Below are 18,744 nucleotides of genomic sequence, written 5' to 3'. Positions count from 1 at the left end.
CAATTACTCCTTTAATACAGAATCAATATAGATTTCTGGTTCTAACAAATAAGCTGCAATCGAATCTGCAATTGGATAGAAAAATTCTGCTCCCACACCGATTATTACGGTAAGTGATAACAGGAAGATAACAGGTGCAATCATCCCTTTAATCGGTTTCTTTTCTATTCCTTCCATTGCTTGTTTATCCCCCCAAAATCCTCTTACAAAGATCTTAATGATCGAGTAGAGGATAAGCAAACTTGTGAGCAATCCAATAATTGCGAGGAGAATCTGATCATTTCTAAACGCACCTTCCAATAATAATACCTTTCCAATAAATCCACTGAATGGTGGAATACCAGCTAGAACGAAGGCCGATATAAACAAGAGCCATCCAAGGATAGGGTAGTGATGGATCAAGCCGTTCATCTTGCGCAAATCTGATGTGCCAGCAACATAAGCAATGATTCCAATAAGCAGGAATAGTGCAGCCTTCACAATCATGTCCTGAATGAGATAATAGATCGAACCACTTAATGCTTCCTGATTAAAGATACCAATTCCCATTAAAATATAACCAACAGCTGGAATGATATTATAAGCAACAATTAATTTAATATTATTCGTTGATAGAGCACCTATAACCCCAAAAATCATCGAAAGACCAGCTACCCAAACGAAAATGTCATGTGTTAAATCAATATCATGAACGAATATCAAAGTAAAAACCCTTATTAACGCATAAACGCCGACCTTGGTTAATAGAGCACCAAATAGTGCAGACACGAGAGGATTAGGCACAATGTAAGAATTTGGCAACCAGTAGTAAAGAGGGAAGACTGCAGCTTTTGTCGCAAATACGAAAAAGAGCAAAATTCCAATGGTAGTTAAAATACCTTGTTGATCAACTTCCTGTACACGTTGGGCAATTTGAGCCATATTAACTGTTCCAACTACTCCATAAAGGAAAGCAATAGCAGTAACAAAGAGCATAGAGGAAAATAAATTGATCAATAGATATTTGACGGATTCTCTTAATTGAACTTTCCCGCCACCGAGTACAATTAATGCATAGGAAGCCATTAATAGAACTTCAAAGAATACAAAAAGGTTAAAAAGGTCACCCGTTATAAAAGCACCAGATACACCAGTAATCAAGAAAAAGTAAAATGGGTAAAAGTAATAATTTTCTTTTTCTCCCAATCCAGCATGCGGCGCATAAAATGCTCCAGCAACTGAAATTATATTAGTTGTAAATACTAGAACTGCTGCAAGTGAATCTACTACGAGAATGATACCGTACGGTGCGATCCAGTCACCGGTCTCCAGAATAATGCTCCCATTTTCGATAACCTGCCAGGCAATATATCCGGAAAGTCCAAGTCCAATTAAAGAAAAAAGCTTTGTTAAAAGCCGGGAAACTTTTACTTTTGTATTGAAAAATATAAGGATTATCGCGGATATTAAAGGTATAATTATTGGTAAAACTGCTAAATTACTCATTTGAATTACCCCTCAACTCTTCCATATTATCTGTCTTGTTTTCCTGTGAAGTTCGGTATGCCAACACCAGTAAGAGAGCCGTAATACCGAAACTAATAACAATTGATGTGAGAATTAAAGCCTGTGGTAAAGGATCGGTATACTCGGAAACACCATCGGTCAGTACAGGTGGCTGACCGCGTTTTAATTTCCCCATCGTTAAAATGAATAGATGAGCCCCATGTGATAATAAAATCGTGCCTATAATTATTCGGAGCAATTGTTTTTGTAATAAATTATAGATTGCTGTAGTAAATAATACACCAGCAAGTATTATAATAATGATTTCCAATTATTTCGCCTCCTTATTACTTGTAAATTTAATGAGGGCAATAATAGCCAGGGCTGCAATCCCTAACACTGCAATCTCAAATAATGTATCCAAGCCACGCATGTCCACTAGAATTACGTTAACTACATTATCGCCACCACCAAGTTTGTAAGAGGTTTCTAGGAAATAATCAGATATTGAATCGAACAAATTCGTACTATGAGCTGAGATACCTATCAAAGTCATCATCAAACCAAAACCGACTGAAATAATAATATTTGTTGTTTTGGTTCGAACACTTTCTTCTCTTTTCTTCATCTTAGGCAAGTGATAGAAGCAAAGAAGGAACAATGCAATCGAAATCGTTTCTACAACGAGCTGTGTTAAAGCAATATCCGGTGCACGATAGATAGCAAACAGTAAAGCTATACCATACCCAACAATTCCAACAACCAAGATTGCGGCAAGATTATTTCGAGTAAAGAGGGTTGCCACTGCACCAATAATAATTGTAATTACAACGGAAACTTCCAAAATAGATATACCGGCGACGTCATCAAAACGGATTGAAAACCCGTTTGTTATCAGCATAAATGCAGTGGTAACAATAAACATTGTCCCCAAGATTAGCACCATATACGTTCTTAGTGAGCCGGTCATATAAAAGTTAGTTATCCCTGCAGAGTATGTGTCAACTTTTTCAATCAAAGCGTCATACACTTTATTGAAACTGTTTTTTCCAGGGAGAATACGATAAACGCCAGCCCATTTTTTGCGGGTAATGAATAGAACAGTACCTACAACTAAAACAATTAGAGACATAATAAAGGCTGGACTTGACCATCCATGCCAAAAGTATACGTCATGATACTCCACACCACTATTAACCGCTTCTGCGGCATGTTGTATAAATGGAGCGTTCACCATATTAGGGAAGAGACCGATCAAAATTACTCCCAAGATCAGAATAATAGGAGAGACCAACATCCCAAATGGTGCTTCATGTGGCTTTTTAGGTAATTTCTCAACATGATTTGGCCCAGTAAATACGCCAAAGAAATAATACATGGAATAAACAAATGTAAAGATACTTGCAATCACTGCAATGTAAGGAATTACCTGACCAAGGAAATTGGCACTATCCAAACCAAGTGCAGATTCAAAGAACAATTCTTTACTATAGAACCCATTTAGGAATGGTAATGGTACACCTGCCATGGAGAAAGTTCCAAACAATGCAAGCGTTGCTGTCATCGGCATAAATGTCATTAAACCACCGAGTTTGCGAATATCTCTTGTCCCTGTTTCATGATCGATGATACCCGTAATCATAAAGAGACTTCCTTTAAATGTTGCATGGTTTAAAATATGGAACATAGCCGCAAATACAGCAGCTTCTGTACCGAATCCAAGCATGGCCATAATCATACCAAGCTGACTGATTGTCGAAAAAGCTAAAATTGCTTTTAAGTCCGTTTGTCTTACAGCCATATAGGAGCCCCAGAACAATGTAATGATTCCTACTAGGCTTACAATAATAAAGAACCATTCGTAGGTGGAGAATATCGGTGAAAATCTAGCTACTAAATAGATCCCCGCCTTAACCATTGTGGCAGAGTGCAGGTAAGCACTGACTGGTGTTGGTGCTTCCATTGCATCCGGTAGCCAAATATGGAAAGGGAACTGAGCCGATTTTGTAAAAGCACCCAGTAAAATGAACACAAGTATTAGAAACAAATATTCACTATTTAAAATGACATCCAATTGTTCAATCATTCCCTGAATACTCGTTGTGCCGGTAATGATTGTTAAGAGGATAAACCCACCAAGCATACTTAATCCGCCAAATACGGTTATAAGCATTGATTTTTGTGCGCCGTATCTAGAACGTTCTTTAAAATTCCAAAAACCAATAAGTAAGAAAGATGAAATAGATGTTAATTCCCAAAATGTATAAAGTACGAATACATTATCGGATAAGACAACACCAAACATTGCTGCCATAAACATAAGTAAGTAAACGTAGAAAGACCCCAGTTTTTCCGATTTACTTAAATAGAAGACAGAGTAGAGTACTACTAATGCACCAATACCACTAATGAGCAGTACGAATAGTAAACTTAATCCGTCAAGATAGAAATCAAAGTTGATCCCCATGGAAGGTATCCAGTTAACTGTCTCCCTGACTGGTTGAAAGTCATTGCCGATGTATCTTACAAAGTATAAAAATATAACAAACGGAATGAAAAATACAAAAATACCAGTATGTATTCTATCTTTTATTTTACTTAACATTGGAACAAATATTGCCAAAAGAAGTGGGGCAAAAATTGCATAAATCATCTGATAGTATTCCTCCTAAGCTGAAAAAAAGTGTTTTTTGAAATGTTTTTCGAGTGGTTTTAATCCTGAGATCGGGGTAGATCTTCATTTAAAGAGTTACTACTTGGATGGAACTAGTGAACTGCGTTGATATAATACGGGTGGCTAAGCAATCAATCCAGTTCTTTACTATGTAATAATATACTTTAAAGACAGTTTAACACAATTAATTTGGTCGATAAAACAAAATACCCCTATCGAATTAGATAGGGGGTACGAAGCTTATAGATTCCAAATCAAATACCATGCATATGGAGTATAATGAAAATGAGGGAATTGAATGTTTATAGATTTAACCAAATTTTGATTGTTTAATTTTATGAGATAGTGATCTTTTATGAATCTCTTCTTCAAAAAGAGAAATGAAATCAGGGCTTAAGCTTAATTCACATGCTGTATAATAGGACTCCAGCAATAATTCATCTGATAAATTTTCCATAATACAGCCCTCCTAAATAATTATTCTGTCTTGAAGTTAGTAATAACTTAACATGTTTACATGGGTAGGACAAGACACAAGTTATCTACATCACCTTGTAGATAACTTGTGTATAAGCATGTTTATTTAAGACGCAAATACCATTTATAAACCCTTTACGATGTTAATAAAGTTATCCACAATGCGAAAAAGCATAGAATTTGTCGAACGATTATTTCAATTTTTATTGATTATTCGGTAATTTCGATATGTTTTTACACATATAGATGTAATTTGTTTTAAAAATAGACAACTAACGGTTTTCACTGTAAAACTGTAGTAAGTTATTATAGGATTAGGTTATAATGAGATATTGTATATTAAATAATGCGAATTTAAGGTATTGAGGTGTAATAAATGTTAACGTATTTTTTGCCAAACGAACATGTAAAGAGTGTGTTCGACATACAACCGGTAACATTAAAGAACAGAGGCATTAAAGGGATTATCACAGACTTGGACAATACTCTCGTAGCCTGGGATGTTAAAGATGCTACACCGGAGGTTATCCAATGGTTTAAGTTAATGAAGGATCATGATATAAAAGTGACGATCATTTCAAACAATAATCAAGAGCGTGTGGAAGTCTTTACAGAACCATTGGGGACACCATTTGTTTTCAGTGCTCGAAAACCTTTGAGTAAGGCTTTTAAAACGGTCGCTAAGGAAATGGGTTTAAAGAAGGAGGAAGTTGTAGTTATTGGTGATCAATTGCTCACCGATGTGCTGGGTGGGAATTTAGCTGATTTGTACACCATTCTTGTTGTCCCCATCGTTCAGACAGATGGGAAAATAACGAAGTTTAACCGAAAAATCGAACGTAGAATTTTGAACTATTTTAGACGTAAAGGGAAGATAAGCTGGGAGGAATAGATTTGGAAAATTTATATTGCCAAGGTTGCGGAGTGCGTATTCAGACGGAAAATCCAGAAGCTGCGGGTTTTACACCTTCTTCATCACTGGAGAAAGAAAACATATTGTGTAAGAGGTGTTTTCGACTGAAACATTACAATGAGATACAAGACGTTTCCATTACGGATGACGATTTTCTTCAAATGGTTAGTTCGATAAGGGAAGCAAACGGTCTTGTTGTACATGTTATTGATATTTTTGATGTGAACGGAAGTTTGATTAAAAGTCTTCCAAGAATTACGGGAGACAATCCGATTATACTTGTCGGTAATAAACTTGATCTTTTACCTAAGTCTACAAATCGTAACAGATTGGAACAATGGCTACGATCTGAGGCAAAACAAGCTGGCATTAAAGTAAAAAACGTTTTCCTGATATCTTCCGTGAAGGGAACTGGAATTGAAGAACTTACCCATGAAATTGAAACCGACAGAGATAATAAAGACGTATATGTCGTGGGAACAACAAATGTAGGAAAGTCTACTTTTATTAATCGATTGATTAAACAATCGACTGGATTAGGTGAAGTGATCACCACTTCCTATTTTCCTGGTACTACTTTAGGTTTTATTGAGATACCACTGGATGAAGATACATCAGTAATTGATACTCCAGGAATTGTGAACAAGCAGCAAATGGCTCATTACATTTCCGAAGAAGACTTGAAAGTTATTACTCCGAAGAAAGAAATTAAAGCCAGAGTATATCAGCTGAATAGCCAGCAGACGTTGTATTTCGGTGGTTTAGCCCGTATCGATTTTATAAAAGGGGAAAGGCAGTCATTTGTTTGCTATTTCTCAAACGAGTTGCCTATACATCGCACGAAGTTGGATAAGGCTGATGAATTATATGAAAATCATGTGGGGGAACTTCTTTCTCCACCAAATGAGAAAACGATGGAACATTTACCAAAGCTAGTCTCTAGTACATTTAAGTTAAATGGTGGAAAAACAGATATTGTATTTCCTGGTCTAGGCTGGGTAAGTATATCAGGTGAAAATACAACAGTCACAGCACATAGTCCAAAAGGTGTTGCGGTCTCCATCCGCAACTCAATATTATAAGGAGGATTCCTATGGGATATCGTTTTAAACTTATTGGTTATCCGATAACGCATTCCCTTTCTCCTTGGATTCACGAACAATTTCTTGAGAGATCTAATTTGCAGGGGACATACAAGATACATGAAATTAAGCCGGAGGACTCTTTTGAGGAAAATATAAAGCGGCTAAAAAATGAACAAATTGACGGTTTTAATGTTACAGTTCCTTATAAGCAGGCGATTATTCCATTTCTGGATATATTGGATGACACTGCAAGGAAAATGGGCGCCGTAAATACCGTTGCTTATAAAAATGGTAAATGGATTGGTTATAATACAGATGGGGTCGGTTACGTACGTTCATTGGAAAGTAAATATCCGAATCTTTTCAATGATAAAGAGAATCGTGTCTTAGTAATTGGAGCTGGGGGAGCGGCAAGAGCGATTTATTATGCGCTTGATAGGTATGAATTTTCAAATATAGATATAGCGAATCGAACAAAGGCCAGTGCAGAGGGAATTATTGAGAGTGCTAATTCACCAAGACGTACGAAAATACTCTCATTGGAAGAAGCCGAGAAAAACGTAGCAAGTTATGAATTGATTATACAAACAACGTCTGTTGGGATGAAGCCCAATCAAGAGCATGCAATTATTTCGTCAAACGATATGAATTTAAATACAATTGTCAGTGATATCGTTTATCAGCCCGTTCTCACAAAATTTCTAAGAGACTCTGCTAAGAAGGGTGCGATGATTCATCAGGGACATACAATGCTACTATACCAAGGACAATATGCTTTTGAGATTTGGACGAATAAGAAAATAAACATTGGTGATATGGATACAAAATTAAAAGATATATTGGAAGGAAGATAATATGTTAACAGGTAAACAAAAGGGATTCTTAAGATCTGAAGCGCATCATTTAAAGCCTATTTTTCAAGTTGGAAAAACGGGTGTGAACGATAATATGGTAGAACAAATATCCGAAGCTTTAGAGAAAAGAGAGCTGCTCAAAGTAAGTATTCTTCAAAACTGTATGGAAGACAAAGATACAGTAGCTAAGCAGTTATCGGAAGGTACGAAATCGGATATTGTACAGATTATTGGGAGTAATATCGTGTTATATAAGGAATCGAAGGAAAATAAAAAACTGCAACTGCCTTCATAAAAGAAACGATCAATCGAAACAGTGGTTAACCATCAATGTTAGTAAGAGGGGTTTATAATGGAGCGGATTGGAATATTGGGTGGAACGTTTGACCCACCTCATTTAGGTCATTTATTGATTGCGGAAGAGGTCAGACTGGTTATGGAATTACAGGAAGTATGGTTTATTCCTACCTACACACCACCACATAAAAATGCTGCAAAGTCGAATGCAGCTGATCGAATAAATATGTTGCGTTTGGCGACAGACAGCAATTCTTTTTTTAAAGTGAATACAATTGAAATAGAACGTCCAGGTAAATCATATACTTTAGACACCATGAAGATTCTAAAACAGAAGTTTCCTGATAAAGATTTTTATTTTATTATTGGTGCAGATATGGTTGAATATTTACCAAATTGGTACAAAGTGGACGAACTTTTCTCACTCGTAAACTTTATAGGTGTAAAGCGTGCCGGTTATCAGCTGAAGACGAAATACCCAGTAACGGAAGTTGATATTCCAATGATTGATATTTCATCTTCTATGTTGAGAAGATGGCTCAGGTCCAAAAGATCTGTTAACTATATCGTACCTGATGCAGTTATTTCCTATATCAAGGAGAACAATTTATATGAAAATTGAATTAGCTATTGAAAAAGTGAAACCCCATTTAACAGAGGCGAGATTCAGGCACACGCTTCGTGTTGCAGAGACAGCTGTACATCTTGCGGGGGTGTATAATGGTTCCGTTTCTAAAGCAGAACTTGCAGCAGTTTTTCATGATTATGCGAAGTATCGCCCATTAAGAGAAATGGAACATTGGATAAAGAAATCATCTTTGCCGAAAGATCTTCTCGGATACCATTCTGAATTGTGGCACGGACCTGTTGGCTCACTGTTGGTTGAATGGGAACATGGAATCGTGGATACAGAGATACAGGATGCAATTCATTTCCATACAACAGGAAGAGCGAATATGAGTAAATTGGAAAAAATAATTTTTCTTGCTGATTATATTGAACCCGGAAGGAAATTTCCTGGAGTCGAAGAAGTTAGAGAAATGGCACAACAGGATTTAACGAAAGCGTGCTGGATGGCATCCAAAAATACGATTAGCCATCTCATGAAAAAAAATGCAACCGTCTATCCGGACAGTTTTTATGCATATAATGACTTAACAAATCAAATTAACGGAGGCGTTTAATTATATGGAAAATAAAGAATTAGTAGAAATAATTGCAGAAGCTTGTGATGATAAAAGAGCCGAAGATATAGTCGCATTGGATATGAATCAAGTTTCACTTGTAGCTGATTATTTTTTAATTTGCCATGGTAATACAGAACGACAAGTACAGGCTATCGCAAGGGGCATTCAGGAATCCATGCATGAGAATGAAGTAGATGTTAGAAGAGTTGAAGGTTTTGAACAAGCACGTTGGATATTGGTTGATATTGGGGATATCGTCTGTCATATTTTCCACAAAGATGAACGTCACTACTATAATTTGGAAAGATTATGGGGAGACGCAGCCCGAGTACCATTGCAATTGGGACAGGAAGGTTAATAAATGGCATACCAGCAAATGGCATACCTGTACGATCAATTAATGTTGAATGCACCGTACGGGGAATGGATAAATTTTACAGAAAAACTAATTAAAGATTCGGGTAAAACGGTTACCAAAATAGCTGATCTTGGTTGTGGTACTGGTGAGATAACAAGCAGATTGGCTGAATCCGGCTATCATATGACTGGAGTAGACTACTCTACAGAAATGTTGACGTATGCAGAGCATAAAGCAAGTATGAAAAATCATTCGATACAGTGGGTACATCAAGATTTAATTACGCTTGAAGGTCTAAGTCAATATGATGCTGCAATTAGCTATTGTGATGTAATTAATTATATTACCGCTCCTGAAAATTTGAATAAGACATTTCAAAATATTGCCGACTCATTAAGAGCTGGTGGTCTTTTTATCTTTGATGTTCATTCTCTATATCAGGTCGAAGAACAATACATCAATCAAACTTTTGCAGATGTGACAGAAGATGCTTCCTATATCTGGTTCTGTACGGAAGGGGAGGAGCGTGGTGAGATGTTTCATGACTTGACATTTTTTTCGCGCGTTGATGAGAAGTACATGAGATTTGATGAATTTCACCATCAGAAAACCTACCCTGTTGATTTTTATAAAAAACTTTTATTAAATGCAGGCTTTGAAAATATAAAAGTATATGCAGATTTTTCATTAAAAGAAAATTATATAGATGAAAATGCGGAGCGGATTTTCTTTTTAGCTGAAAAAAGATCGGGATAATTCATATTTCCCGATCTTTTCTTATGTGCAGGAGTTTCATAAATGATGTCGAATAACTATTATGTAATACCTTCTATGTTCGATTTCCAGAATCTTATTTTGAGAGGGAGGTGTCTACTATTGTTCGAGCTCCTGAAAAAATCCTCTTTTTTTATAGTTGCTTCGTTAGTGATTCTTCTATTCCTTATTTTTACAAGGGAAAAAGAAAGTGAGCATATTTCAACGGACCTTCATGCTGTTACATCATCAGAAAACCTATTGGAGCAAAAATCTGAATCAAGTCAGGATAGTAATATGGCGATAATTGATGTGAAAGGTGCTGTTTTAAAACCAGGGGTATATGAAATAAAACTGGATTCGAGAATAAATGATGTCATTTTAATGGCTGGGGGATTTACTGCCGATGCAGATCAGTCACAGGTTAACCTTGCACAAAAGGTCCAAGATGAAATGATTATCATTGTACCAACAACTGAGGAAAATATGCCTGCTGGAGAAACTTTAACCAATGGTAATGGGAAAGTGAAAATTAATTATGCAACACCTGCTGAAATAGAAGCTCTTCCGGGAATTGGCCCTACAAAAGCTCAGGCAATCATCCAATACAGAGAGGAAAATGGTAATTTTCAGTCATTGGAAGATTTACTTCAAGTATCGGGGATTGGTGAGAAGACATTAGAGAATATGAAGGAAGAGATACAAATTCCTTAGTACATACGTTTCGAAGTGAAGATTGACGAAGTTTCGACAGGAAATGTAAACTAGTAGTAACAACGTGAAAAGGAGTTTTAACAGATGGAAAGAATATCCTGGGATCAATATTTCATGGCACAGAGCCATTTACTGGCACTGAGAAGTACATGTACAAGACTGATGGTTGGTGCTACCATCGTTCGAGATAAACGAATTATTGCAGGCGGTTATAATGGTAGTGTATCCGGAAGTATCCACTGTACAGATGAAGGTTGCTATGTCATCGAAGGACACTGTGTTCGTACAGTGCATGCAGAAGCAAATGCATTGTTACAATGTGCAAAATTCGGAGTACCTACCGATAAGGCGGATATATACGTGACCCATTTCCCATGCCTGCAATGTACAAAGCAGTTGATTCAAAGTGGCATAAGTACGGTTTATTATGCAGAGGATTATCATAACCATGAATATGCCATTCAACTGTTTGAGGAAGCAGGGGTAGAAACAAAGAAAGTTAAATTGGATTATCTTGCGGTAGACGCGAATTATCAGGAAAAAAATACCCTGATTAATAACCTGATTGTTAAGCTGGAATCAATAACAGAGAATGATCAGGAAGTACAGCATATGAAAAAAGAAGCAGGAAAACTTTTAAAAAACAAAACAAATAAAACTATTCGAAATAGGTGATTGAAAAATTGAAAGGCTATTGGCATATTGCGGCGTTAGCAGCCGGAGCAGCCATTATTAAAATTTATTTTAATAATGATTGGATTATTCTCGCTTTTTTACTATGGATATTCTATTTATATTTTTATGAACGGTTAAGGAAATGGCCGATAATCGTTTCCTTAACCGCTTTTATCTTTTTCTCATTTTACATACCCTCGATAGAGAGCCACGAGACAACAGATTATAATTTCCCTGCTGAAGAAACGCTTTATAAAGGAAAGATTTCAGGACCCGTTACAAAAACAGAGGAGCGATTGGAATTCGTTCTAAAAGAGAACAATTCTGAACCAAACATACTTGTTCTTTATTTCCCAGATGAGAATATTGACGAATCAATGGTAAATCATTTAAACCATGGAGCACAATGTACGTTAAAAGGAACAGCGGAATTGCCAGCACAAAGCAGGAATCCCGGACAATTTGACTACCGTCATTATTTATTGACAAAAGGGATTACGCATCAGGTTGTTATGCAGTCTTTAGATGAGATATCGTGTCAAGGATCGTCATTTATTCATCGGTTTTATAAAGTACGAGAGTATTTACTAACCCACGTGGATGAAAGGTTAACGGGTTTTACAGCATCCTGGTTAAGTGCAATTGTCTTAGGGGAAGATTCGAATATAGATGACGAAACGGAAGAAATTTTTCAACGATGGAGCTTAACACATATTATCGCTATTTCGGGATCCAATATTGGACTCATTATTGCACTAAGTTATTTTTTCCTAATTAAACTGAATGTAATGACAAAGGAAAATGCCCAGTGGCTTATGGTATTCTTAATGCCGGTTTATGCATTACTTGCTGGAGGTGAGCCGTCCGTTTGGAGAGCAACTGTTATGGTAGTCATCTTTATTCTTTTGAATAGGTACAAACTCAAATTTAGTTATACGGATGTTCTTAGCATCGTTTTTCTAGTCTTAATCCTATTTGATAACTATATTGTCTATCATGTTGGATTCCAATTATCTTTTATTGTTACTTTCGCAATTCTTCTTTCAAAACAATGGATCAGCGAAGTGAAATCCCCATTCTGGCAAGTTCTCCAAATTAGCTTCGTATCCCAAATGGCTATTATCCCAATCCAGCTTGCCTATTTCTCCATATTTCAACCACTATCCATTATCATCAACCTAATCATAATCCCCTATTTTACGGTGTTTGCAATTCCTTATATGTATATCTTATTACCATTCACTTTCTTACCAAGTGTTCTATTGCATCCGCTTGACATGACATTTACTTTTATTCACAAATTTGTCATATCTTTTATTAAATTTATTGACGGAAAATTTTCTTTTCCACTGCTTATGGACGGATTTCCATTGATTGCTACAGTATTATATTTTGTATTATTTTTTAATTTTATGAATGATTTGCAGCGTAAAAGATTGAAAAGTTCGTTTTTATCTGGAATTCTTTACTGCTTCTTGATTGTAGCTATTGCCGCAAAACCCTATTTTTCACCGTTGGGTGTGATCACCATGCTGGACATTGGCCAAGGTGACGCATTTTTGATTGAACTACCATTCCGTAAAGGCGTAGTAATGATTGATGCTGGAGCTAGGTTCTCGTTTGATGATATGAAAGAAACAGAAAGTGTATATAAACAGATTCTGAAACCATACTTTTATTCTAGAGGGATAAAGGAGCTGGATGCATTAATACTCACACATGAAGATATAGATCATATAGGTAGTGCGCGTTACTTGATGAAAGATATGGAAGTGGAGAAATTAATAGTGAGTAATTATTTTGATGAAGTGACATTAAACGAAATAACTAAAAGAAGTTCACTAACTGAAATCGTCCAGGTTGAACGAAATGATACGTTATTACTGGGTGGACAGGAATTTCATATCATTGCACCCTCACATAATCGTTTATCAAAAAATGAAAACTCGCTTGTTCTGTATACACAATTAGGTGGCAAAAACTGGTTATTTACAGGGGATATAGGGAAAAACGAGGAAAAACAAATTGTAGAAACATATTCAAATTTACCTGTGGATGTTTTAAAAGTTGCACATCACGGAAGTAATACATCCACGGACAAGTCATTTTTGCAAGCAACTAATCCGCAGTTTGCGCTTATTTCTGTTGGAGAAAATAATTCCTATGGCCATCCTGCAGTCGAGGTTGTTCAATCACTGATGGAAGAAGAAATAGAGATTTTGCGGACCGACAAGAATGGAGCAGTTCAATATATTTATAATGCGCAAGGAGGAACATTTTACACCTATTTGCCATAAGCTACAGATGTAAAGGATAGTTGAAAGCAGTTGCATTTTGAACATTTATAGCTATTAAAAAAAGAGACTGATTAGCCAGTCCCTTTTACTGAAGAGTCCATAAATAAATGATTTCAGATTCTTCTATTGGCCTATAACGCTGATAACGGCACCAATAGCAAAAATTAAAAAGAAGAAAATAAATGAGAAAGCAAATCCTTTAATGGAATCGACTACATCGTTACCTTTATACTGAACATCTTTTTCAAATTCGTTCACAATATACCCCTCCTAATGTCTAACCTTAGTATAAATTAAACTGTTTAAAAAATCTACTTTATAAATTATACCACATCATTATATTATTCATCTCCATTTTTAGTAAGACTTAACATCTATACTTTTGCTGTGTCGACATAAGCTAAAGACAAGTAAAAATATCGTTTGATATACAGTTTCTAGAGCTGCGTATCAGGCGTTTATATAGATGAAGGAGGGGAGCATATCAACATGAAGATTTTCTCCCCTTCAAAATATTTCTTGCCATTCACGGCTTTCCCCTTTACCATTAGACGTATACATAGTTGGAGTGAAAAGAGAATGTCTTATATTGAAATAATGAAGAATATCAAAAAGAACCAAATTGATTCAGTATACCTTGCGTACGGTTCTGAATCCTTTTTTCTGCAGAATATTAAAAAAGAATTAATGAAAAAGGTACTTTCGGGAGACGAAGATAATCTCTCTGTATACGATCTAGAGGAAACACCTATTCAGGAAGTTATTGCAGATGCGGAGACATACCCATTCTTTGGCGACAAGAAACTAATAATCGCCAACAATCCAGGATTTTTAAAAGCGAAACCGGACAAGCTGTCTTTTGAACATGATACTGTATCTTTAGAAAGATACCTTGAAGCACCTGCAGAATATTCTATATTAGTAATTATTGCTGCTTATGACAAAATCGACGAACGTAAAAAAATAAGTAAACTTCTTAAGAAACAAGCAACCGTTGCAGTATGTAATGCAGTTAAAGAGCAGGAATTAAAAAAATGGATGGACACACTGGCAGGGCAACTTCGAATAACAATTGATCATGACGTATATGAGATATTAGAAACTGAATTATCTTCCAACCTTCACTTATTGGAGAATGAATTGACGAAACTTGCATTATATGTTGGGGAAAATGGTTCTATAACGAAAGAAATTGCAGAAAAGCTTATATCCCATTCAAACAGTTCATCGTTAAGGCTGGTGGATGCTGTGATCGATCGTGACTTACACAAAGCTATTTCTATTTATAAAGATTTGGAAAAGATGAAAGAAGAACCGATTGCTATGATCGGCTTGCTCGCGTTTCAATTTCGCACCATTTTACGAGTGAAACTGCTCAAACAAAAAGGATATAGTCAGTTTCAGATGCAGAAGAGCATCGGAGGACATCCATATGTTATTAAAATAGCACTAGGCCGCGAAAAAAAATTCACTGTTCGAAAACTTGAGGATATTATTAGTAAACTCACGGATGCTGACAGTGTAATGAAACAGGGGAGAATGGAAAAGGAACTTGCATTTGAACTCCTACTCTATGATCTGATTCAAGCTTCATAAAAATCCATAAAAAAAACGACCCAGTTAAATTGGATCGTTTTTTTTTTTATTATAGAGAACTTACTTTCTTAGCAAGACGGGATTTTTGACGATCGCCTGTGTTTTTGTGGATCAAACCTTTTTGAACTGCTTTGTCAATATGCTTTGTTGTCGTTTGTAAGGCAACTTTAGCATTTTCAACGTCATTAGTTTCAACTAGGGTCTCAACACGTTTGATTTGTGAACGCATTTCAGATTTTTGAGCAGTGTTAGCAACACGTTTCTTTTCGTTTACACCAACACGTTTGATTGCTGATTTAATATTAGCCATGTATTTCACCTCCTAGTAATGAACGTTATTTAAATAGTTAATAATGTTCAATTATCCTCTTAAAGTTATCCGTTATTTTTAATTCAACTTTCAGGTGGGACAAAGTGTATTTTACCAAAGGTAGCCGGAATTTTCAATAGAATTGTTATCCATTTGATCATTTAGTATGTTTTTGGGTAAATTGTCAATTCTATTATTGATAACCAAATGAAGGGAAGACATGCATATGGAAGACTTAAATAAAGCATTTCAGGTTCGAACAGATCTAGCTGTGGAAGCACGTGATATGTATACAGAAACGAAAAAAGAGAAGAAAAAAAGTGAAATAAAAGGAGTAACTTTCAAGGAAAGAAATGAAGATGACATAAAGATTTCTTATGTTGATATTGATGAAGAAGGAGCAGAAGCAATAGGGAAAAAGCCTGGGTCTTACGTGACAATCTATGCCGATGGCGTAAAAAAACAGGATACCTCCAGACAAGAAGCCGCTGCCAAGGTACTTGCCAAAGAACTCGAAGATCTAATAGCGCGTAATAATATTCCTGCAGGTGGGACAGGTTTAATTGTTGGGCTTGGAAACTGGAATGTTACTCCAGATGCACTAGGACCAATGACAATTGAAAAAGTTCTTGTTACTAGTCACTTATTTAAATTACAGCAGGAAACCGTTGCTGATGGATATCGTCAGGTTGCTGCAGTAACCCCAGGCGTAATGGGTGTCACAGGTATAGAAACAAGTGATATTATTTTCGGAATCGCTGAAAAGTATAAGCCTGATTTTATCATCGCAATAGACGCACTTGCATCCAGGTCTATTGAACGAATTAATGAAACGATACAACTTTCAGATACCGGCATTCACCCTGGTTCCGGTGTTGGCAATAAGCGTAAAGAAATCAGTAAGGAAACTTTGGGGGTGCCTGTTTTGGCAATTGGTGTACCTACTGTTGTGGATGCAGTAACGATCGCAAGTGATTCGATTGACTTTATTTTGAAGCATTTTGGAAGGGAATGGAATGAGAAAGATAAACCATCCAAATCATTAACTCCAGCTGGAATGTCTTTTGGAAATAAAAAGCTTACCGAATCAGATCTTCCGGATAAAGAAAAAAGGGAAACCTTTCTTGGTATCGTTGGATCGCTATCAGACGAAGAAAAGAGGAAACTGATTTCAGAAGTTCTGACACCAATTGGACACAATTTGATGGTTACACCAAAAGAAGTGGATGGATTCATGATTGATATGGCAAATCTTATAGCAAATGGAGTAAATGCTGCATTGCATGAAAAGGTAGATGTGAATAATTTTGCTTCCTATTCCAGGTAACTTTATTTAGCTCTATTAAAGGCTCTATTTTTTACTTTACATGGTTCTAGTTTCTCTGCTCGGCTCATAGATTTTAAACAAGAGTTGAACGCAGAAAGGTGGGATCATGTATTTTTATGAATAAAAAACACCTTAAAAGCAACGTACAGGTTTTATCAAGAAGAGGCGGGTTATATTTATTCAGCATTGTACTTTTGTTTTTATTTATTGGGTTACTTACAACCGTCCAACCTGCTTATCGCTTTTCATCCAACTTAATAACGGAATGGACTAGAGATATTGATGGATTTGTATTCTACAATCTTTTAGGAATGGAAAATAGGTCCTTTAATGGAGCTTTTCCTGATGATCGTCAATTACCGGAAATCTCAGGGGTTCTGCTCCAAATCGCGACAAACTTAAAACCGAATGATCCTAGAAGCTTATTAGGAAATGAACTCCCAGGTTTTTCAATATATGACAGCCAAATCCTTATAGCTGGTGAAGGAACAAACTATACGAACCTTCCGATAGAATCGAATCCACCACTTGAGGAAGTGTTAAAAGACCGCAAGGCAATTATGGATGAAGAAAAGCCAATCGAAGATCCACTAGAAGATATCCAACAGACAACAGGAGAGCGTGATGTCGTATTTATTTACAATACGCATAATCGAGAGTCATTTCTTCCATATTTACCGGATACAACAGATCCAAATTTGGCACATCATTCGGAAATGAACATTACAAAGGTAAGTGAAAGACTCGCTGAATCACTGGAGAGAAAAGGTATTGGTACCTATGTGGACGATACGGATATCGGGAAATTACTGAATGATAAAGGATGGGATTACGGCAAATCGTATGATGCTTCAAGAGATATCGTGGAAGACGCTTTTGCAATTAATAAGGATATTCAATTTGTGTTTGACCTCCATCGGGATGCTATTCCTAAAGATAAAACGACAAAAGTAATAGACGGGGAATCCTTTGCAAAAGTAATGTTTGTCGTTGGAGCTGAGCATTCCGCTCACGAGAAGAATCTGAAGCTTGCTTCGGACCTTCATTATTTAATTGATGAAAAGTATCCAGGATTAAGTCGAGGTGTGTTACCTAAACAGGGTGCCCAAACAAATGGGATATTCAATCAGGACCTTTCTGAGAACGCCGTACTGATTGAATTTGGTGGAGTCGATAATACCATGGAAGAACTTTATCGTTCTGCGGATGCACTTGCAGAAATTTTCAGCGAATATTATTGGGACGCAGAAGCTGTACAAGCTAATCCATAGGAGGTAATTAACGGATGCGATTATTTGTTATTCTACTCTTGTTGGCAGTATTTTTTTTATCAGGAACCGTATTTGGAATGAATCAAGATTCGCCCCCGGTGATGGAAGTGAATGAAGAAATCAAAATACAGGAAAATCCCGTTCCGGTTGCAGAAAAATTAACTGTACCGGTGAGCAGCCAACCGGGATTGAATGAGACTTCATCGATTCAAAACACGCAAAAAACAGCATCTGTATTGGAAGCAGGAGTAAAAGGTTTCTTTGAGATTCTAATGACACTAATGTATCAAATTGCTCAACTATTCTTTTAAAAACATCGTTTGAACTGTCATGTTGAACCGTGAATAAAGGCTATGATAATATTTATTGATTGAATATAACTGCTGCTATTGCTATAATCAATCCTAGTAATTGACGCCTTAAATTTTGAACCTTTTATCTGATTGTATAGATGAGAGACTGTGGGAGTGA

Annotated in this window: 21 protein-coding genes; 15 read left to right on the top strand and 6 right to left on the bottom strand. The window is 36.3% G+C overall.

Annotated elements, in window-relative coordinates; all coding sequences use genetic code 11:
* Positions 1-3 precede the first annotated feature (3 nt).
* The 4 genes from ACHABU_RS01555 to ACHABU_RS01540 all read right to left on the bottom strand — a co-directional run bounded on the left by ACHABU_RS01555 (position 4) and on the right by ACHABU_RS01540 (position 4,616).
* Positions 4-1,485: a Na+/H+ antiporter subunit D gene (locus ACHABU_RS01555; protein WP_435761554.1), complete on the bottom strand. Its 1,482-nt coding sequence runs from the start codon at positions 1,483-1,485 to the stop codon at positions 4-6.
* Complete coding sequence (locus tag ACHABU_RS01550) at positions 1,478-1,816, bottom strand: Na(+)/H(+) antiporter subunit C (RefSeq protein WP_435761552.1); 339 nt, start codon at positions 1,814-1,816, stop codon at positions 1,478-1,480. Before ACHABU_RS01550 ends, ACHABU_RS01555 begins: the two co-directional genes overlap by 8 nt.
* Positions 1,817-4,138, bottom strand: coding sequence for a Na+/H+ antiporter subunit A (locus ACHABU_RS01545; protein ID WP_435761550.1), 2,322 nt, complete (start codon positions 4,136-4,138; stop codon positions 1,817-1,819).
* A gap of 331 nt (positions 4,139-4,469) precedes the next feature.
* Entirely contained in the window at positions 4,470-4,616 is a 147-nt protein-coding gene (locus ACHABU_RS01540) for a sporulation histidine kinase inhibitor Sda (RefSeq protein WP_379495221.1), read from the bottom strand.
* A 396-nt stretch (positions 4,617-5,012) separates the two neighbouring features.
* On the opposite strand from ACHABU_RS01540, the gene ACHABU_RS01535 reads away from it, so the two are divergent.
* The 11 genes from ACHABU_RS01535 to ACHABU_RS01485 all read left to right on the top strand — a co-directional run bounded on the left by ACHABU_RS01535 (position 5,013) and on the right by ACHABU_RS01485 (position 13,769).
* Positions 5,013-5,528, top strand: a complete 516-nt coding sequence (locus ACHABU_RS01535) for a YqeG family HAD IIIA-type phosphatase (protein ID WP_435761548.1) — start codon at positions 5,013-5,015, stop codon at positions 5,526-5,528.
* A 2-nt stretch (positions 5,529-5,530) separates the two neighbouring features.
* Entirely contained in the window at positions 5,531-6,631 is a 1,101-nt protein-coding gene (gene yqeH / locus ACHABU_RS01530) for a ribosome biogenesis GTPase YqeH (protein ID WP_435761546.1), read from the top strand.
* A gap of 11 nt (positions 6,632-6,642) precedes the next feature.
* A complete protein-coding gene (aroE, locus tag ACHABU_RS01525) occupies positions 6,643-7,488 on the top strand; it encodes a shikimate dehydrogenase (protein WP_435761544.1) in 846 nt (281 codons plus the stop codon).
* A 1-nt stretch (position 7,489) separates the two neighbouring features.
* Complete coding sequence (gene yhbY / locus ACHABU_RS01520) at positions 7,490-7,783, top strand: ribosome assembly RNA-binding protein YhbY (RefSeq protein ID WP_435761542.1); 294 nt, start codon at positions 7,490-7,492, stop codon at positions 7,781-7,783.
* A gap of 57 nt (positions 7,784-7,840) precedes the next feature.
* Entirely contained in the window at positions 7,841-8,407 is a 567-nt protein-coding gene (locus tag ACHABU_RS01515; protein WP_435761540.1) for a nicotinate-nucleotide adenylyltransferase, read from the top strand.
* Positions 8,397-8,969, top strand: coding sequence for a bis(5'-nucleosyl)-tetraphosphatase (symmetrical) YqeK (gene yqeK / locus ACHABU_RS01510; protein WP_435761538.1), 573 nt, complete (start codon positions 8,397-8,399; stop codon positions 8,967-8,969). Before ACHABU_RS01515 ends, yqeK begins: the two co-directional genes overlap by 11 nt.
* A gap of 4 nt (positions 8,970-8,973) precedes the next feature.
* The gene (rsfS, locus tag ACHABU_RS01505; protein WP_435761536.1) at positions 8,974-9,330 is read left to right on the top strand and encodes a ribosome silencing factor; all 357 of its coding nucleotides are present in this window, start codon (positions 8,974-8,976) and stop codon (positions 9,328-9,330) included.
* Between the two features lie 3 nt (positions 9,331-9,333).
* Positions 9,334-10,086 carry a class I SAM-dependent DNA methyltransferase gene (locus ACHABU_RS01500; protein ID WP_435761534.1) on the top strand — a complete coding sequence of 251 codons (753 nt, stop codon included), beginning with the start codon at positions 9,334-9,336 and terminating at the stop codon, positions 10,084-10,086.
* A gap of 120 nt (positions 10,087-10,206) precedes the next feature.
* Positions 10,207-10,797 (top strand): helix-hairpin-helix domain-containing protein, encoded by a 591-nt coding sequence (locus ACHABU_RS01495; RefSeq protein WP_435761532.1) that lies wholly within the window; start codon positions 10,207-10,209, stop codon positions 10,795-10,797.
* 84 nt (positions 10,798-10,881) lie between these two features.
* Positions 10,882-11,472, top strand: coding sequence for a ComE operon protein 2 (locus ACHABU_RS01490; protein WP_435761530.1), 591 nt, complete (start codon positions 10,882-10,884; stop codon positions 11,470-11,472).
* Between the two features lie 8 nt (positions 11,473-11,480).
* Positions 11,481-13,769, top strand: coding sequence for a DNA internalization-related competence protein ComEC/Rec2 (locus ACHABU_RS01485; protein WP_435761528.1), 2,289 nt, complete (start codon positions 11,481-11,483; stop codon positions 13,767-13,769).
* Between the two features lie 123 nt (positions 13,770-13,892).
* Here ACHABU_RS01485 and ACHABU_RS01480 read toward each other — a convergent pair whose 3' ends face one another.
* Positions 13,893-14,027, bottom strand: coding sequence for a YqzM family protein (locus tag ACHABU_RS01480; RefSeq protein WP_435761526.1), 135 nt, complete (start codon positions 14,025-14,027; stop codon positions 13,893-13,895).
* Positions 14,028-14,348: 321 nt separating this feature from the next.
* Here ACHABU_RS01480 and holA point away from each other — a divergent pair, with 321 nt between their 5' ends.
* A complete protein-coding gene (gene holA, locus ACHABU_RS01475) occupies positions 14,349-15,365 on the top strand; it encodes a DNA polymerase III subunit delta (protein ID WP_435761525.1) in 1,017 nt (338 codons plus the stop codon).
* Between the two features lie 49 nt (positions 15,366-15,414).
* On the opposite strand, the gene rpsT is transcribed toward holA, so the two are convergent.
* Positions 15,415-15,675 carry a 30S ribosomal protein S20 gene (rpsT, locus tag ACHABU_RS01470; RefSeq protein WP_435761523.1) on the bottom strand — a complete coding sequence of 87 codons (261 nt, stop codon included), beginning with the start codon at positions 15,673-15,675 and terminating at the stop codon, positions 15,415-15,417.
* A 226-nt stretch (positions 15,676-15,901) separates the two neighbouring features.
* Here rpsT and gpr point away from each other — a divergent pair, with 226 nt between their 5' ends.
* The 3 genes from gpr to ACHABU_RS01455 all read left to right on the top strand — a co-directional run bounded on the left by gpr (position 15,902) and on the right by ACHABU_RS01455 (position 18,584).
* Complete coding sequence (gene gpr / locus ACHABU_RS01465; protein WP_435761521.1) at positions 15,902-17,002, top strand: GPR endopeptidase; 1,101 nt, start codon at positions 15,902-15,904, stop codon at positions 17,000-17,002.
* Between the two features lie 116 nt (positions 17,003-17,118).
* Positions 17,119-18,273, top strand: a complete 1,155-nt coding sequence (gene spoIIP / locus ACHABU_RS01460; protein WP_435761519.1) for a stage II sporulation protein P — start codon at positions 17,119-17,121, stop codon at positions 18,271-18,273.
* Positions 18,274-18,287: 14 nt separating this feature from the next.
* On the top strand, positions 18,288-18,584 hold the full coding sequence (locus tag ACHABU_RS01455; RefSeq protein ID WP_435761517.1) for a hypothetical protein: 297 nt from the start codon (positions 18,288-18,290) through the stop codon (positions 18,582-18,584).
* Positions 18,585-18,744: the final 160 nt, after the last annotated feature.

This window comes from Oceanobacillus sp. CF4.6, assembly GCF_051262635.1.
Classification (GTDB): domain Bacteria; phylum Bacillota; class Bacilli; order Bacillales; family Amphibacillaceae; genus Oceanobacillus.
The sequence above is the reverse complement of the archived record's forward strand: the minus strand, read 5'-3'. Positions and strand labels throughout refer to the sequence as shown.

Excerpts from the sequence above, each read along its gene's own strand:
- ACHABU_RS01490 (WP_435761530.1), top strand. The coding sequence starts at position 10,882 with ATGGAAAGAATATCCTGGGATCAATATTTCATGGCACAGAGCCATTTA.
- ACHABU_RS01500 (WP_435761534.1), top strand. The coding sequence starts at position 9,334 with ATGGCATACCAGCAAATGGCATACCTGTACGATCAATTAATGTTGAAT.
- yhbY (WP_435761542.1), top strand. The coding sequence starts at position 7,490 with ATGTTAACAGGTAAACAAAAGGGATTCTTAAGATCTGAAGCGCATCAT.
- ACHABU_RS01545 (WP_435761550.1), bottom strand. The coding sequence starts at position 4,138 with ATGATTTATGCAATTTTTGCCCCACTTCTTTTGGCAATATTTGTTCCA.
- yqeK (WP_435761538.1), top strand. The coding sequence starts at position 8,397 with ATGAAAATTGAATTAGCTATTGAAAAAGTGAAACCCCATTTAACAGAG.
- ACHABU_RS01555 (WP_435761554.1), bottom strand. The coding sequence starts at position 1,485 with ATGAGTAATTTAGCAGTTTTACCAATAATTATACCTTTAATATCCGCG.
- rsfS (WP_435761536.1), top strand. The coding sequence starts at position 8,974 with ATGGAAAATAAAGAATTAGTAGAAATAATTGCAGAAGCTTGTGATGAT.
- rpsT (WP_435761523.1), bottom strand. The coding sequence starts at position 15,675 with ATGGCTAATATTAAATCAGCAATCAAACGTGTTGGTGTAAACGAAAAG.
- ACHABU_RS01535 (WP_435761548.1), top strand. The coding sequence starts at position 5,013 with ATGTTAACGTATTTTTTGCCAAACGAACATGTAAAGAGTGTGTTCGAC.
- ACHABU_RS01455 (WP_435761517.1), top strand. The coding sequence starts at position 18,288 with ATGCGATTATTTGTTATTCTACTCTTGTTGGCAGTATTTTTTTTATCA.
- ACHABU_RS01540 (WP_379495221.1), bottom strand. The coding sequence starts at position 4,616 with ATGGAAAATTTATCAGATGAATTATTGCTGGAGTCCTATTATACAGCA.
- aroE (WP_435761544.1), top strand. The coding sequence starts at position 6,643 with ATGGGATATCGTTTTAAACTTATTGGTTATCCGATAACGCATTCCCTT.
- ACHABU_RS01515 (WP_435761540.1), top strand. The coding sequence starts at position 7,841 with ATGGAGCGGATTGGAATATTGGGTGGAACGTTTGACCCACCTCATTTA.
- holA (WP_435761525.1), top strand. The coding sequence starts at position 14,349 with ATGTCTTATATTGAAATAATGAAGAATATCAAAAAGAACCAAATTGAT.
- spoIIP (WP_435761519.1), top strand. The coding sequence starts at position 17,119 with ATGAATAAAAAACACCTTAAAAGCAACGTACAGGTTTTATCAAGAAGA.
- gpr (WP_435761521.1), top strand. The coding sequence starts at position 15,902 with ATGGAAGACTTAAATAAAGCATTTCAGGTTCGAACAGATCTAGCTGTG.